This window comes from Pseudanabaena sp. CCNP1317 (assembly GCF_034931345.1).
Lineage (GTDB): Bacteria > Cyanobacteriota > Cyanobacteriia > Pseudanabaenales > Pseudanabaenaceae > Pseudanabaena > Pseudanabaena galeata.
Genome location: NZ_JAYGIF010000111.1, coordinates 1 through 14,252 on the forward strand (window position 1 = coordinate 1; position 14,252 = coordinate 14,252).

Annotated in this window: 18 protein-coding genes; 9 read left to right on the forward strand and 9 right to left on the reverse strand. The window is 42.7% G+C overall.

The genetic code is table 11. From position 1 onward, the window contains the following. Nucleotides 1-106 precede the first annotated feature (106 nt). From VB775_RS20405 to uvrB, 4 genes are all read right to left on the reverse strand, one after another. Complete coding sequence (locus tag VB775_RS20405) at nucleotides 107-1,354, reverse strand: caspase family protein (RefSeq protein WP_281008586.1); 1,248 nt, start codon at nucleotides 1,352-1,354, stop codon at nucleotides 107-109. Next, complete coding sequence (locus VB775_RS20410; protein WP_281008587.1) at nucleotides 1,347-1,745, reverse strand: hypothetical protein; 399 nt, start codon at nucleotides 1,743-1,745, stop codon at nucleotides 1,347-1,349. Before VB775_RS20410 ends, VB775_RS20405 begins: the two co-directional genes overlap by 8 nt. Nucleotides 1,746-1,815: 70 nt before the next feature. Beyond that, nucleotides 1,816-2,178 carry a helix-turn-helix domain-containing protein gene (locus VB775_RS20415; protein ID WP_281008588.1) on the reverse strand — a complete coding sequence of 121 codons (363 nt, stop codon included), beginning with the start codon at nucleotides 2,176-2,178 and terminating at the stop codon, nucleotides 1,816-1,818. Between the two features lie 237 nt (nucleotides 2,179-2,415). Further along, the gene (gene uvrB / locus VB775_RS20420; RefSeq protein WP_281008589.1) at nucleotides 2,416-4,419 is read right to left on the reverse strand and encodes an excinuclease ABC subunit UvrB; all 2,004 of its coding nucleotides are present in this window, start codon (nucleotides 4,417-4,419) and stop codon (nucleotides 2,416-2,418) included. A gap of 220 nt (nucleotides 4,420-4,639) precedes the next feature. On the opposite strand from uvrB, the gene VB775_RS20425 reads away from it, so the two are divergent. The 8 genes from VB775_RS20425 (at nucleotide 4,640) to VB775_RS20460 (ending at nucleotide 8,375) form a co-directional block, all read left to right on the forward strand. Continuing rightward, nucleotides 4,640-5,242: a vWA domain-containing protein gene (locus VB775_RS20425; protein WP_281008590.1), complete on the forward strand. Its 603-nt coding sequence runs from the start codon at nucleotides 4,640-4,642 to the stop codon at nucleotides 5,240-5,242. A 263-nt stretch (nucleotides 5,243-5,505) separates the two neighbouring features. Continuing rightward, nucleotides 5,506-5,961 carry a salt stress protein, Slr1339 family gene (locus VB775_RS20430; protein WP_281008591.1) on the forward strand — a complete coding sequence of 152 codons (456 nt, stop codon included), beginning with the start codon at nucleotides 5,506-5,508 and terminating at the stop codon, nucleotides 5,959-5,961. A gap of 71 nt (nucleotides 5,962-6,032) precedes the next feature. Beyond that, a complete protein-coding gene (gene gloB / locus VB775_RS20435) occupies nucleotides 6,033-6,809 on the forward strand; it encodes a hydroxyacylglutathione hydrolase (RefSeq protein ID WP_281008592.1) in 777 nt (258 codons plus the stop codon). Nucleotides 6,810-6,910: 101 nt separating this feature from the next. Further along, complete coding sequence (locus VB775_RS20440; protein ID WP_281008593.1) at nucleotides 6,911-7,126, forward strand: hypothetical protein; 216 nt, start codon at nucleotides 6,911-6,913, stop codon at nucleotides 7,124-7,126. 4 nt (nucleotides 7,127-7,130) lie between these two features. After that, on the forward strand, nucleotides 7,131-7,370 hold the full coding sequence (locus VB775_RS20445) for a DUF433 domain-containing protein (RefSeq protein WP_281008594.1): 240 nt from the start codon (nucleotides 7,131-7,133) through the stop codon (nucleotides 7,368-7,370). Further along, entirely contained in the window at nucleotides 7,367-7,732 is a 366-nt protein-coding gene (locus tag VB775_RS20450; RefSeq protein WP_281008595.1) for a DUF5615 family PIN-like protein, read from the forward strand. Before VB775_RS20445 ends, VB775_RS20450 begins: the two co-directional genes overlap by 4 nt. An 18-nt stretch (nucleotides 7,733-7,750) precedes the next feature. Continuing rightward, complete coding sequence (locus VB775_RS20455; protein ID WP_281008596.1) at nucleotides 7,751-8,077, forward strand: hypothetical protein; 327 nt, start codon at nucleotides 7,751-7,753, stop codon at nucleotides 8,075-8,077. Continuing rightward, a complete protein-coding gene (locus tag VB775_RS20460; protein ID WP_323216925.1) occupies nucleotides 8,052-8,375 on the forward strand; it encodes a hypothetical protein in 324 nt (107 codons plus the stop codon). Before VB775_RS20455 ends, VB775_RS20460 begins: the two co-directional genes overlap by 26 nt. A gap of 40 nt (nucleotides 8,376-8,415) precedes the next feature. Here VB775_RS20460 and VB775_RS20465 read toward each other — a convergent pair whose 3' ends face one another. The 5 genes from VB775_RS20465 to VB775_RS20485 form a co-directional block, all read right to left on the reverse strand. After that, nucleotides 8,416-8,865, reverse strand: a complete 450-nt coding sequence (locus tag VB775_RS20465) for a hypothetical protein (RefSeq protein ID WP_281008598.1) — start codon at nucleotides 8,863-8,865, stop codon at nucleotides 8,416-8,418. Then, nucleotides 8,862-9,383: a hypothetical protein gene (locus VB775_RS20470; protein ID WP_281008599.1), complete on the reverse strand. Its 522-nt coding sequence runs from the start codon at nucleotides 9,381-9,383 to the stop codon at nucleotides 8,862-8,864. The genes VB775_RS20465 and VB775_RS20470 overlap by 4 nt, the downstream gene beginning before the upstream one ends. Before the next feature lie 9 nt (nucleotides 9,384-9,392). Beyond that, nucleotides 9,393-10,151: a TIGR04255 family protein gene (locus tag VB775_RS20475; protein ID WP_281008600.1), complete on the reverse strand. Its 759-nt coding sequence runs from the start codon at nucleotides 10,149-10,151 to the stop codon at nucleotides 9,393-9,395. Nucleotides 10,152-10,280: 129 nt separating this feature from the next. Continuing rightward, nucleotides 10,281-11,774 (reverse strand): MBOAT family O-acyltransferase, encoded by a 1,494-nt coding sequence (locus VB775_RS20480; protein WP_281008601.1) that lies wholly within the window; start codon nucleotides 11,772-11,774, stop codon nucleotides 10,281-10,283. A 2-nt stretch (nucleotides 11,775-11,776) separates the two neighbouring features. Next, complete coding sequence (locus VB775_RS20485) at nucleotides 11,777-12,139, reverse strand: DUF1830 domain-containing protein (RefSeq protein ID WP_281008602.1); 363 nt, start codon at nucleotides 12,137-12,139, stop codon at nucleotides 11,777-11,779. A 414-nt stretch (nucleotides 12,140-12,553) separates the two neighbouring features. On the opposite strand from VB775_RS20485, the gene VB775_RS20490 reads away from it, so the two are divergent. Continuing rightward, entirely contained in the window at nucleotides 12,554-14,176 is a 1,623-nt protein-coding gene (locus VB775_RS20490; protein ID WP_281008603.1) for a photosystem II high light acclimation radical SAM protein, read from the forward strand. Nucleotides 14,177-14,252 lie beyond the last annotated feature (76 nt).

Here is a 14,252-nt window from a genome sequence, read left to right on the forward strand (position 1 = left end):
TTTCAGGATGCTATTTCTTCATGTATTGAGAACGCTCATATTAACCATAAAAAAGAACTGCTATCGCTACTCACTCTCCGTTTCCAAAATCTCAAAAAAGCTCAGATTATACCCGTTTAAAGTATAGCAGAGAACCCATGACAAATTTGCCGCTAGGGACATAGACCATCTCTAAATTGATGCCATTCTTAAGATCGAATTTGAGAAAAGAATCTGGTTGCTTTGGTGGACTAACTATTAAAGGTTCTTCTTGGACTGCGAAAGATTTAGCAACTGACGTTAATTGAGGATTTGGGGCTACATTAACAGACAGAAATTGATTGTGAATAGAACTAATATCTTCATCTCTCAAGCCCAAGATATCTTGCAAATCTTTAAGCTGTCCAAGTATTTTGTTAGACAGTGGCAAGCCCTGCTTAACAACTCTTTCAAGACTTTTTTGATAGCGAGCAAGATTTTTTAGTCGCTTACGATCTGGCTCTAAGACCTCATTCTCGATCGCAATAGCCACCTCATCTGACAAACCCCACCTCTCGCGCTGAACCTCCAAAATATCCTGACCCACAAAAGATATTTCGCCATTCTCAGCATATCTCTCCACCAAACGTCGATACTCTAACTTCGCGTCAACCCTTGCCCTAGCAAGACGAATCTTAATCCCCTGTCTAATTCCATAAATCTCAGGCTTCATCGCAGGCTTAGCCGACTGCACATGCCGCTTAGCATACTCATGCAACTCATCCGCCGAGATCATTCCATCGCCATCAGACTCCGCCGCCCCCGACTCAATCCCCTGCACAATGTAATTTGTATAGAGCGACAGTTCCCCCTCCTTATCCTCATAGGATTTTTGAGTCGAAGTCGAAGAAGTCAACACCACACTCCCCTCCACCTCAAGCTGTGGCTTCAGATTGATATCTGCACTCTTCGCCAGCCAACCCTCCGCAAACGCGCCACTATAGCAACAGTCCAAAATCAAAACATGCTGACGTTGATAGCCACGATCGCGCATGATCCCCTGAATAAAACTCGCCGATACCGCCGTAGATCGAAACGTATCCTTACCCGTGCGGCGCGTTGCCAAATATAGGCGATCGCTATCATCGGTAATCCCATGCCCCGAAAAATAAAGCAAACCCAAATCACCCTTTTGACAGCTTTGAAACAAGCGATCGATCGCTGTTTGCATTTTTTCTAAATCAGGATCGATCAGCGTCTCGACCTCATCAAAAGCCCCAAGCTCAGGACTTTTCAACACGCGCTCCATCGCCGCCACATCCTTTGGTGCAGCCGCAAGGGGTGGCAAACCCGCCTCATACTGACTTACGCCAATCAGTAGAGCCTTCTTAGCCATTAGCAACATCCCCACGCAGAGCAGCTTGCAAATCAATAGCCGCCTGTTTGGCTTGAGCGATCGCCTTTTCGCCAGTGCCTTTAATCGTCACTTCGCGATCGCCAATTTTCACATGGACTTCAATCGGCTTTTCCGCAAATTTCTCACCGACAAAACCAAAAAAGCTGATCACTTTGTCGAACTTAACCTCAGTCGTCAATGCTCCAACCAGTTTATCAATACCGCCTTTACTACCAACTTCAGAGCCAAGATCAACAGTGCATTCTAGGCTCTCCGCATCACCCTGTTCTCGGAGTTGCTTCAATAATTTCTTGGTGAACTCTTGGCGTTCGTAGTCATCCAAATTGGGATCGTCTAGCGCAAAAGTGACTTCAACTAAGGACTCGCTCACCGCAAAAGCTCCAAGAATAAATACTAAAAATAACTATAAACCGAAATCTTATTCTAAAAGGTAGAAATCCTCAAAATTTGTGGTCAAAAGTAATGTCTTCTGCGGGAATTCCTAGCTCTCGGTTTAACTTTCTAATCATTTCTAGAGTTAGAGAAAACTTACGAGATAATACATCAACCGATCTAGCGCGATCGCCAAGACAAGCATCTAAATCATGTTGTGTCCAACCACGAGTATCCATATAGTATTGAATTGCCTCAATCGGATCAGGAATTTCTATAGGAAAATGTAATCTTTCATAGGCTTCAGCTAAGGTACTGAAAATATCTAAGCGATCGCATTCAGGGGTATCAGGAGCAGCATCAAATGAAGATTCAAACTCTTGTAAAACTTGTTGATAGTCTGCTTCATTCCTAATAGGACGTAATTGCATATATTTACCTCTATGAGAATACTAAGATTAGCTTTTATGGCGGCTGGGCTTTGCCAATTAGCATGAGATGCTTCGTAATACCAAGTTTTTAAAGCTTCTTCAACATCAGGGTGAGATCCCCAAAAATCTCGCAAAGTGCTACGGGATAAAATACGCATCGAATTTGTGTTTATCTTAGTGTTTTACTTGTGGATGCACCTGCATTTGTTCCTAAATATTATCTTAAATTTTCTAGATTTATGCTTTACCCAGTAGGCGATCGCGTAAAGACTTAATCTTGTCGCGAAAAGCAGCGGCTTGCTCAAATTCTTGTTTCTTTGCCGCATCTTTCATTTGCACTTCCAATTGCTCAATGATTGAAGGAATGTCATCTAGTGAAATTTCCTTGGCATTATTTACCACATACTCAAGCTGACGCTCATTGAGGCGACGCGACACAGATAGAAAGTCGAGAATTGCGTTACCTTCAATGGATTTCACAATCGATGTTGGGGTAATCTGATTGTCTTCATTATGTTTAATCTGAATACGGCGACGACGCTCCGTTTCCGAAATTGCTTTCTCCATACTGTTAGTCATGCGATCGGCATACATAATCACCTGTCCGCCAATATTTCGCGCCGCCCGTCCGATAGTCTGAATCAGCGATCGCTCGGCTCTTAAAAATCCTTCTTTATCTGCATCCAAAATTGCTACTAGTGAAACTTCGGGTAAATCTAAACCTTCACGCAGTAGGTTTACTCCAATCAACACATCAAAAGTTCCTCTGCGTAAATCTTGGAGAATTTCAATCCGTTCAATTGATTTAATATCTGAATGGAGATAACGCACGGCAAGATTTCGCTCTTGGAAATATGTGGTCAAGTCCTCAGCCATTTTCTTAGTTAGAGTGGTAATTAACACCCGCTCCTTCCGCTTGACCCTTTCTTGGATCTCATGATAGAGATCATCGACTTGCCCTTCCGTTGGACGCACAAATATCTCTGGATCGACAACGCCTGTCGGTCTGATGATCTGTTCGACAACTTGCTCAGAAACTTCCATTTCCCAATCCCCAGGGGTTGCTGACACAAAAATACATTGTTTGACCATGCCCCAAAATTCATCAGCCTTTAATGGACGATTATCCGCCGCACTCGGTAGGCGAAAACCATGATCGATCAGCGTCATCTTCCTAGCCCGATCGCCGTTATACATGCCCCTGATTTGCGGAATGGAAACATGAGACTCATCAACAACCAGCAACCAATCATCCTTGGGGAAATAATCCACCAAACAGGCGGGAGACTCTCCAGCTTGACGACCTGCTAAATGCCGCGAATAGTTTTCGACTCCATTACAAAAGCCGACTTCTTGCAACAGTTCCAAATCATATTTGGTGCGTTGCTCTAAACGTTGAGCTTCAAGTAATTTTCCTGCATTGGTTAACTCTTCAAGTCGCGCTTCTAGTTCTTCTTTGATCTCTGCACAGGCAATTTCTAAGCGATCGGCTGGGGTGACAAAGTGACGTGCAGGATAGATATTCAGTGCTTCCAAACTTTGCAAAATCTCACCCGTCACAGGATCAACATAGCGAATTGCTTCGATTTCATCACCAAAAAATTCTACGCGAATGGTGCGATCTTCATAGGCGGGACCAATTTCTAGAATGTCCCCTTTTACCCGAAACTTACCACGACCTAGCTCAATATCATTACGTTCGTACTGTACATTGGTCAATGCTTTTAGCAATTCTCTCTGGTCATATTCCACACCCACCCCTAACGGAATCGAAGCCTTAAGATATTCTTCGGGAATCCCCAAACCGTAGATACAGCTTACAGATGCGACCACAATCACATCCTTGCGCTCGAAAAGCGATCGCGTAGCCGAGTGGCGCAACATATCGATTTCATCATTAATTGAGGCTGTCTTCTCAATATAAGTATCGGTAACAGGAATGTAGGCTTCTGGTTGGTAGTAATCGTAATAACTGATGAAGTATTCGACTGCATTATTGGGAAAGAATTCGCGCAATTCATTACATAGCTGTGCCGCCAAGGTCTTGTTATGGGCTAACACCAAAGTGGGCTTTTGATATTTGGCGATCGCATTGGCTACGGTCATGGTTTTGCCTGTCCCCGTTGCCCCCAACAATGTCTGATAACGGAGTCCTTTTTGTAATCCATCAAATAACTGGGCGATCGCTTTGGGTTGGTCGGCAGTGGGAGACCAAGGGGTACGAATATCAAACAGAGCCATGAGCTTAGCAAGTATTGAGGAAAGGATCAAAATAGATCTCTATCATAATCAATGGTCAATCATTTAAAGTGCTTTGCGCTTAAACCCAAACCAAGAAAACCTTTAAAAGTGTTGCTTTGCAACACTTTTAAAGGTTTTCTTGGGATTTGTTGCTCTGTGTAAGGTGAGTAATATTCAGATATAATCTAAACTAGTTCACATTCTTGCTAAGGAGTTGTATATGCTAGACAAGCGCGACTATACCCTGATCATCGATAAAAGTGGAAGCATGTCAAATACTGACAGAGGCACTAACAAAAGTCGATGGGAAATTGTCAAGGAATCGACGCTTGCCCTTGCGCGTAAATGCGATCAGTTAGATCCAGATGGGATTACGGTATATTTATTTTCAGGAAAGTTTAAGCGGTTCGATAATGTTTCAGCAGCGAAGGTTGAGCAAATTTTCCAAGAAAATGATCCGATGGGTGGGACTAATCTCACTGCTGTTCTCCAAGATGCGATTAATCAATTCTTTCAGCGCAAAAAGGCTGGTCAAGCGAAAACTGGGGAAACAATTTTAGTGATTACCGATGGCGAACCAGACGATCGCCGTTCTGTGTTTGAAGTCATCATCGAAGCCACAAAGAAGATGAATTCTGATGCAGAGTTAGCCATCTCGTTTATCCAAGTTGGTTCCGATGCTAGTGCTACTGATTTTCTGAAGGCGCTAGATGACAAATTGCAGAGTATCGGTGCAAATTTTGACATTGTGGACACGATTACACTTAGTGATATGGAAGATATGACCTTGGCAGAAGTGTTATTGAGCGCGATTAATGATTGATGTTACGTGGAACTCAGATAATGAACCTCTTGTTGCTAGCATAACAGGGCAACCACGGGGGGATTGCCCCTACCTGTAAATTTTAGATCTTGTAGGGGCTGCGCCCCCGTGCCAGCCCTAGACTTACGCCATCGCAAGAATTCCTTCCACGTAACATCAGTAATGATTAGGTGATTTTTTGAGTAGCGCGGCTTCGCCGCGCCACTCAAAAGCAGAATTAAGTACAAGCAAATTTTATAAATAAATACAAAAATACAAACCAAATGGAATCTCTTGAATCCATTCTTTCCGATCTTCAGGGTAAATATAAAGATCCAAATAAAGAGCCGAATGCTAATAAACAGGATCAGGAAGAGCCGATCGCAACTCCGTCTTTACCCAGTCAAACGAGTATCCCAGCCCCTAACTCACTGGATAGTTTGTTAAATGATTTGCGTAATAATTCACAAAGTCATTCGCAAACCTATACGCCTGATTACACATTTCCGCAGGTAACGCCTGAAGCGTTACCAAGCCAGCCTTCACCTGCGATCGATCGCGATTTACAGCAAATTAGCGATCGCCAAAAAGCTGAAGAGCAAGAGGCGATCGTCAAAACTGCAACTGAATGGGTAAAAAAGCTCGATCCATTGGGTGGTGAAGGCTTATGGTTTGAGGAATTTGCTAAAAATTATCCTTCGCGTCTAGAGGCCGCGATCGCCCTACTACAATCCAAATAATTATAAAGAACCAGTTTTATGTCTTGCGGCAAATCCACTCTACATAAAACTAAATCGCAGGAACCTAATTTATGAATATCTACCGTCTAGCCGTTTTAAGTGACAATTACGTTTTTGTTTTGCATGATCCTGTTAGCAACACTGCGGCAGTGGTTGATCCTGCTGTTCCTGAACCTGTACTCGCCAAAATAGAAGAGTTAGGGGCAACTTTGGTAGCGATTTTTAATACTCATCACCATGGCGATCATGTGGGTGGGAATAAGGCGCTAATAGAAAAGTTTCCCAAGGCAATTGTTTATGGTGGTGAAAAAGATCGCGATCGCATTCCCCATCAGCAAGTATTTTTAAAAGGCGGCGATCGCGTGACTTTTGGCGATCGGGAAGCGCAAGTATTTTTTGTACCTGGTCATACCTACGCTCATATAGCCTATTATTTTGAGCCAAGTGGCGATCAAGGTGGTGAATTGTTCTGTGGTGATACTTTGTTTGCTGGCGGCTGTGGCAGGCTGTTTGAAGGGACTCCTGCGGAGATGCTTGCCTCATTGTCACAATTGCGTCAACTGCCAGATGATACGCGTGTTTGGTGCGCCCATGAGTACACCCTTGGCAATCTCAAGTTTGCTCTAACTGTGGATCAAGATAATCTGGATTTACAAGAACGGATGACAACAGCCACGGCGATGCGTCAAAGAGGCGAGTCAACTGTGCCAACTACGATTGGACTAGAAAAGCGGACTAATCCTTTTATGCGCTGGGATTTTCCTGCTATTCAGCGATCGGCGGGTATTGAGATTCCCGATCGCGTATTTGCCAGAATTCGCGGACAAAAAGATAATTTTGCAGGCTAGGCTCACAGAGCCAAACCCTGCATGTAGGAAGTAGATGAAGGAGAGTTTGTTATCGGGACTGAGGATGCTAACTAGGAATACTGAAAGAAAAAATTGCGCCTTTGCAAAATGAAATCAATCGCCTCAATCGTCAGTTTTGTGTAGATTGGGCTTTGGTCAAATCAAATAAGTATGATCTGTCTGCTAGTCGCTATCGAGTGGTGGAGCAGGATGAGGTGTTTTACGAGTTGCCAGAGGTGACGACGGGACGGATGCTCAAGCTAGAATCTTTTATAGCGGCTGAGGTGCAAGAGTTAGAGCAATTATTGGAGAGTTAAATATATGAATGAACTGCTAACTCGAATCACGTTTGATTCAAAAATTATGGGCGGTCGGGCTTGCATTCGAGGAATGCGGGTTACTGTGTCGCTTGTGTTGAGTCTGATTGCTAATGGTTTGACAACTACCGAAATATTAGAAGAATATCCAGATCTTGAGCCTGAAGATATTAGGGCAAGTCTTTTGTATGCTGCCTTTTTAGCAAATGAAGAGGTGCGTAGTTTTGCGGGGATTAGTGCATGAGGTTTATTGCCGATATGGGCGTTTCGCAAACAGTAGTGCGATCGCTTCAATCGTTAGGCTATGATGCCGTTCACCTGCGAGATCAGGGTTTGCAACGTCTACCTGATGCGTTAATTCTAGACAAGGCAAGATTAGAAGAGCGAATTGTTTTAACTTTTGATCTTGATTTTGGTGATTTGATGGCGGCTAGTAAGGAAAATTTGCCAAGTGTTGTTATATTTCGCTTGAAAAATACATCACCGAAATTTGTTTGGGACAAGCTACAAAGCATTATTGCTGAATGTGCTGATGAGTTGAAGACAGGGGCTATTGTGGTGGTTACCGATGAACGTTATCGAGTTAGACGATTGCCAATCTCATGATATTTAGGATGAAAATCTATGCAGTTAACTGAAAAGCCCGTAAGTGCTGAGCAAGTACCTGAGCAGTCGCAGGAGTCGGCTTTGTTGTCTATTAATGCTCAAGTGTCGTTTGCGAGTTTGCTGGCTCTGATTCAAACTTTGTCCAAAGATCAGAAATGGCAGGTTTATCAAGCGTTGGGCGCGGAGCTTGCGCCCCAGTCGGCGGAGGCTAAGGCGATCGCCCGTTTAGCGGATGAGGATGATGAGTCTATGTGGATCACGGTTGTCCATGAGGATGATGAGATCGATGAAGAGGCTTTAAATGAATGGTTGATGAAGCGTGGTTACAAAAAAGCCGAAGTATAGGGTTACGTTACATCCGCTAGTGGGTGTTGAAGATTTACCTCTGTTACCTGAGTTTCTACGGGACGATCTCGCTAAATATCAGTTTATTTTGGCGATCGATCCAGTGCAAACGCAGGGAGTGCCGAGCCATGACTTACGGGGTGATTTGAGACGTTATCGAGCCTTGGAGATTGACTATAGAGGTGTTTACTATCGTTTGGTGTATCGGGTGTATGAATCACCTACGCCGAAACGAGTGCAGGTGATTAGTTTTGCTGAGCATGATTTAGCTTATGAAAGGGCAAAAGAGAGATGCTGAGAATTTAGGAGTAAGAGAACTTAGAAAGCAGAGATTAGTTCTAGATTGGCTCAGGTGGTAATATTTCCACATCACAATTCTTCGTAAAATGCTTACTAACTGAACCTGTCTTATTTCCAACAACACATCCATGAGCAGAATTGGTGCACACTAACTTTTTTGAAGATACATCGGCTTGATATGCACGACACCCAGCATCTACTACACATACACCTTCATTAGCCAGTTCACATATTTGCGTTGGACAGTGGTTAACCTTTTGCTTTAATTCAAAAGCCAATTGTGCCTTAAAAGATACAACAGCATCCTTTCGCGCTTTTTTTGCCCGTTTATAGCTTTCGTCTAAATTAGTAAGCTCAGCTATATCAACAGACATATAATTGTCTCGAAAAGCTGCTGAAGTTGGGCGCATCTCATCCCACTTAAACTGTCCTGGATGTAACCACCTAAAAAGCTTGTCAGCAGGTTGTACTTGATAGTTGGCGCTCATTCAACCCCTGTTTCCATTAGCCATTCAAGCAGAGAAATTACAAAATCTACATCTGTAAAATTGCCATCCTCATCACTTTCGTGATCGCTTTTTAGATATTCAAAAGGTTGTTCCAAGTCCACAGGTATAAATATCTCTAACTGTCGATCAGGGAACCTCCTACCACACCACTCAAATAGAATTGCCCCATCTGAGCAAGGAGCAATAAAAGGCGATAAGAGAGAGAATCTCAAATTATGAGCATTAAAATAGCATTGAGTCACTGCAAATAAATCTAAAGCTCTTTGAATATGTTGTCTGCTAAAACCTGCTGCCCCATATCCATCCCAGTTATCTTTAAGAGTAATAAGATGCTTTAATCGCTGAAAAGCATTAATATTAGTGATCCAATCAAACTCAGCCTGATGAACTTGAATAGAAACATTTTTCTCAGCTGAGTTTAATTTTGATATTGCTGTATCTCCACCACTAAATTTTGATCTAGAGAGAGCATTAATAGCTACGTCTTCAGTAAACATACTTAACTCCTATCTTAGAGACTCATAATAGTCTGGATTGAGAGATGCGATAAAAGCGTTTTCAACACAATCATGCGCTTCATTAAGCCAATTTTGAAGCCAACTAGATAGATCAAACATTTTATCACTGGACTCAATAGACTCAATTTTTTGAGAAATAAAGTCTAAATCTAGTAGTAACACTAGCTTACCATCAACCCTTTGAACAACCCCTGTTTGGTGTTTCAAAATTGCTTTGGGTTGTACATGCTGAAATTCATAAACTTGGCTAAAACCAGCTAAGTCAAGATTTAAAGGGCTAGGCAATATAGGAAAAACTGATAAGAATTGCTCAATATCAAATCGACCTTCGGGAGGAGAAATATGATTGATATAACGAAGTCCCACCCTCTCAAGTTTGACTTCTCCAATCAGTTCGACATACTTACTACCCATCCTAAGTATTAAATCTTTAAAACTTTCCCAACTTGTATATGGTTGCAGATGATTTACTACTAATAAGTCTGCACCAATTTGTACTACTACAGAGTTGTCTTTATTCCTAATTTGCAATCTTGACAATGCTTTAGTTTGCTCTGGCATATCAATAGTTTGCCCCCCAACAGCAACCTGAAAACTAACTGGATTAAGTGTTGTATACTCTGGGAATTCATCTTTTACTTGGTTATAAAAAAGTTCAGGGATATCTGTGTCCCACTTATCTGAGGGACTAAACTTTAACTCGCAAAGAGCCTCTACGAGTGGTTGTTTAGTTAGTAGTTCACCCATATTTTTATCAACACATCATAAGATTTATTAAATAACAGACATTTAAGTATCTCATTTTAAATCAGTCAAACGACGAAGCAACTTTTATTTCAGTTTAAGTGTTTTGGAGTTTTTGCATCCCTTCGCAATCTAAAAATCAAAGTAGATAAAGGGTAATTTCTTATCGGGACTGAGGATGCTAACTAGAAAAAGGCTAACGGGGACTAGGAATAACTTTACTTGCCAATTTAATTGCCACTTGGCGCGATCGCAGCGATAGGCAATCAGTGACAACAGAACTATCGCAAACATTAATAACGAGATTTGCCCCACCGTAATACCAAGGGATTCCACATAGATTTTTACGCCAAACTGAGGATCGCTCTCGTAGCCCCAAAGCCTTTGTAAAAACATATTGGTATCGGCTAAATTTGGCAAACGGAAGGGAATCCAGCCTAAAAAGACCACTAACTGCGTGATCACAATTGCCAAAATCTGCATTGGTATAGGTTTCCAGATTTTATGTAACCCTTCAAATACGCTGCAAACCTCCATCCAGAGGCGATGGACTACTAGCGCCGCACCATGCCAGACACCCCAAATAATGAAGCCCCAGTTTGCGCCGTGCCAAATGCCTACAACGAGCATAATAATCATCAAATTTAGGCAAGTGCGCCAAAGCCCACCCCTAGAACCACCGAGGGGGATATAGAGATAATTTCTCATCCATGCGCCGAGGGTCATGTGCCAACGTCGCCAAAAATCAGAGATGCTCGCAGAGAAATAGGGGAAATCAAAATTTTGAGGTAGCTTAAAACCAAGTAACAAAGCGCTACCTCTCGCCATATCGATATAGCCGCTAAAGTCACAATAAATCTGAATACCATAGGCAAATAAAGCTAGCCATAGCTCCACACTGCCTGCACGTTCAGTATTCCGAAAAGTGAGATCGACCAGTCGCGCCATATTGTCGGCGATGATCCCTTTTTTGACGGCTCCACAGGCAAATAGCCAGATACCTTCAGCGATATCAGGTAAGACGGGACGCGATCGCGTGACTAGTTGCGGTGCAAATTCTTGATAGCGGGTAATGGGACCAGATAGAAGTTTGGCAAAAAATAACTTATAAGCGGCAAAGTGGAGAAAATCCTTGGCGGGGCTATTACCGCGATAGGTATCGATCAGATAAGCAATTAACTCAAACACAAAAAAACTAAGGGTGATCGGCGGTACGATGTTTGCCTTCGCCCAGATTGCTAGCGAACTCCCCACTGGTAAACCCGTAATATTGCCGATCGCCGTTGCGACAAAAGGAATGTACTTAAACCCAAATAGCAGTAGCACATTAAAAAATATCCCCACAAACAGCAGCCACTGCTTCAGGAATTTATCTCCTTTGCGAATTTCTCCTCCTAGCCAGAAATTAACTGCCAACATCACTAGCAACAGCCAAACATATTGCCTCTGAATAAATGAATAAAACATTAAGCTTGCTGTCAAAATAACTAACAAGCGTGCTTGCACATTTGGTAAGAGCCAATAAACAATCGTTGTGACAATCAGGAATTGAGCATAATCAAGGGATAAAAAATCCATTTTTATGCCAGCCAAAAACTGAGAAAACTGGAGGGATAGAAAATCCATCGTTAGGAGACTACTTCGGGTTCAGGCAGATTTAGCAGCACCGAAGGATCATCAAGGGGGTTGTCGTCAAGTGACTTGATCGGAACCCAGCTTGGTAAGGTGGAGCTAGCTTCTTCTACCTGTAATTGGACACAGGGAATTGTATCCGAAAGTATGGAGCTTGCCATCATGCCTGTATGAATCTCAACATGAGCCGAGGCGATCGCTTCAAAGATGAGATTTTGACCAGGGAACACAACCCGCTCGAAATACCACTGGGGGACATTAGTAATCCGCGCTATTTGGATTTTGCTAGTGGCATTTACATAGGAGCAGACAATTATTTTGTCTTGCAAATCAGCAGGTAATGGATCAAATATGGACATAGTATTTTTTATATAAAGTTATTTAAGCAAAAATTAACAAGATTTTTGAACATCAAACTAACCTAGATTAGTCATAGATCCAAAAATATCCTTAATCAAGTCAAACAGACCCTGCCGATCTCTTTAAAATTAACAAGAATACTAATCTTGCCATTTTGCTCGTACATAAAACTAACACTCAAGGCTAACTAACGATTGTAAACACTACTACCAACTACTAATTCGGCGATCGCTAATTTGATCCCCACTTTGTTGATCCCCATGATTACCGAACTAGTCGTAAAGTGAATATAATTAAGATATGTAAAGACCTAGCGATGAATATTCTCCAATTTTCCAAGGTGGAAATTGTGGTGAAATCTCCAACAAATAATAAGAACAATAAGAAAAAACTTAGATCAAAGATAAAATCCTATGTCCACCACTGAGTTTATAAAAAATCCCATTGATTTAACGAGAGATCGATCTGGTGTATCTGTGGGCTGCGATCGCATTCTCTACATCCGCCTACCATGCAACCCGATTTTCCCGATTGGTGTAGTTTATTTGTCCGATCACATTCATAAGATTGCGCCCAATGTGCAGCAAAATATTTTTGATTTAGGTACTGTGCCACCCCTTGATTTTTATGGGGCGCTGGATCGAGCGATCGACAAGTTTCAACCAAATTTATTAGTATTCTCGTGGCGCGATATTCAGATTTATGCACCTGTGGGCGGACGCGGCGGTAATCCTCTGCAAAATGCCTTTGAGTTTTACTATGCCAAAAATCCTTTCAAGAAATTACGGGGAGCCGTGAATGGGCTGCGTCTATTTACCTCTTACTACACCGAACTTTGGCGCAATTCGCAGTTAATCAGACGCGGATTGGCTCGTGCGAGACGTTATCATCCCGAGGCTCGAACCGTTATCGGTGGCGGTGCGGTCAGTGTGTTCTATGAACAGCTAGGAAATATTTTGCCAAAGGGGACGATTATTTCTGTAGGTGAAGGCGAATCATTACTGGAGCGCTTAGTCCAAGGGCGAGAAATTGAAAGCGATCGCTGCTATGTGGTCGGTGAAACCAAGCCCCGTGAAAGATTAATCCACGAGCAACCTGCACCAATTGAAAAAAGTGCTTGCGATTACGAATACATCGAATCGATTTGGGAAGATTTTAATTACTATTTCCGCGATCGCGACTTTTATATTGGTGTCCAAACTAAGCGCGGCTGTCCCCATAACTGTTGTTACTGCATTTACACCGTCATCGAAGGCAAGCAAGTTCGGATCAATCCTACCGATGAAGTGATCAAGGAAATGCGGACACTTTACGATCGCGGTGTTCGCAATTTTTGGTTCACCGATGCTCAGTTTATTCCTGCCAAAAAATTCATTGATGATGCCGTTGAATTATTAGAAAAAGTCAAAGCATCGGGTATGACTGACATCCATTGGGCTGCCTATATTCGTGCGGACAATCTCACACCTTACCTCTGTCAGTTAATGGTGGAGACAGGCATGAGCTATTTTGAGATCGGCATCACTAGCGGTTCGCAGGAGCTTGTTCGCAAAATGCGAATGGGCTATAACCTCAAGTCTGTTTTACAAAATTGTCGTGATCTCAAAGCCGCAGGTTTTAATGAGTTGGTATCGGTTAACTATTCCTTCAATGTTATTGATGAAACCCTAGAGACAATTCGCCAGACGATCGCCTATCACCGCGAACTGGAGGCAATTTTTGGAGCCGACAAAGTGGAACCTGCCATCTTCTTCATTGGCTTACAACCCCATACACATTTGGAAGACTACGCCTTCAAAAATAACATTCTCAAACCTGACTACAATCCTATGAGCATGATGCCTTGGACAGCCAAGAAATTACTCTGGAATCCTGAGCCGCTTGGTTCTTTCTTTGGTGAAGTCTGTTTGGAAGCATGGAAGCGTGATGATGATGACTTCGGGCGCACAGTGATGGATATTCTAGAGGAGCGTCTTGGACGCGCACCATTGGAAGAAGCTCTCGCTGCACCAATGAAGGAACTAGTTAACGTCTAAAAAAAGAAGATTCGCAATGCGAATCTTCTTTTTTGTGATTCAAAACCCAAATAGTGTGAGGCGGCGCTTCGCGCCG

Excerpts from the sequence above, each read along its gene's own strand:
- VB775_RS20480 (WP_281008601.1), bottom strand. The coding sequence starts at position 11,774 with ATGGATTTTCTATCCCTCCAGTTTTCTCAGTTTTTGGCTGGCATAAAA.
- VB775_RS20430 (WP_281008591.1), top strand. The coding sequence starts at position 5,506 with ATGGAATCTCTTGAATCCATTCTTTCCGATCTTCAGGGTAAATATAAA.
- gloB (WP_281008592.1), top strand. The coding sequence starts at position 6,033 with ATGAATATCTACCGTCTAGCCGTTTTAAGTGACAATTACGTTTTTGTT.
- VB775_RS20445 (WP_281008594.1), top strand. The coding sequence starts at position 7,131 with ATGAATGAACTGCTAACTCGAATCACGTTTGATTCAAAAATTATGGGC.
- VB775_RS20470 (WP_281008599.1), bottom strand. The coding sequence starts at position 9,383 with ATGTTTACTGAAGACGTAGCTATTAATGCTCTCTCTAGATCAAAATTT.
- uvrB (WP_281008589.1), bottom strand. The coding sequence starts at position 4,419 with ATGGCTCTGTTTGATATTCGTACCCCTTGGTCTCCCACTGCCGACCAA.
- VB775_RS20405 (WP_281008586.1), bottom strand. The coding sequence starts at position 1,354 with ATGGCTAAGAAGGCTCTACTGATTGGCGTAAGTCAGTATGAGGCGGGT.
- VB775_RS20425 (WP_281008590.1), top strand. The coding sequence starts at position 4,640 with ATGCTAGACAAGCGCGACTATACCCTGATCATCGATAAAAGTGGAAGC.
- VB775_RS20465 (WP_281008598.1), bottom strand. The coding sequence starts at position 8,865 with ATGAGCGCCAACTATCAAGTACAACCTGCTGACAAGCTTTTTAGGTGG.
- VB775_RS20455 (WP_281008596.1), top strand. The coding sequence starts at position 7,751 with ATGCAGTTAACTGAAAAGCCCGTAAGTGCTGAGCAAGTACCTGAGCAG.
- VB775_RS20485 (WP_281008602.1), bottom strand. The coding sequence starts at position 12,139 with ATGTCCATATTTGATCCATTACCTGCTGATTTGCAAGACAAAATAATT.
- VB775_RS20490 (WP_281008603.1), top strand. The coding sequence starts at position 12,554 with ATGTCCACCACTGAGTTTATAAAAAATCCCATTGATTTAACGAGAGAT.
- VB775_RS20475 (WP_281008600.1), bottom strand. The coding sequence starts at position 10,151 with ATGGGTGAACTACTAACTAAACAACCACTCGTAGAGGCTCTTTGCGAG.
- VB775_RS20415 (WP_281008588.1), bottom strand. The coding sequence starts at position 2,178 with ATGCAATTACGTCCTATTAGGAATGAAGCAGACTATCAACAAGTTTTA.
- VB775_RS20450 (WP_281008595.1), top strand. The coding sequence starts at position 7,367 with ATGAGGTTTATTGCCGATATGGGCGTTTCGCAAACAGTAGTGCGATCG.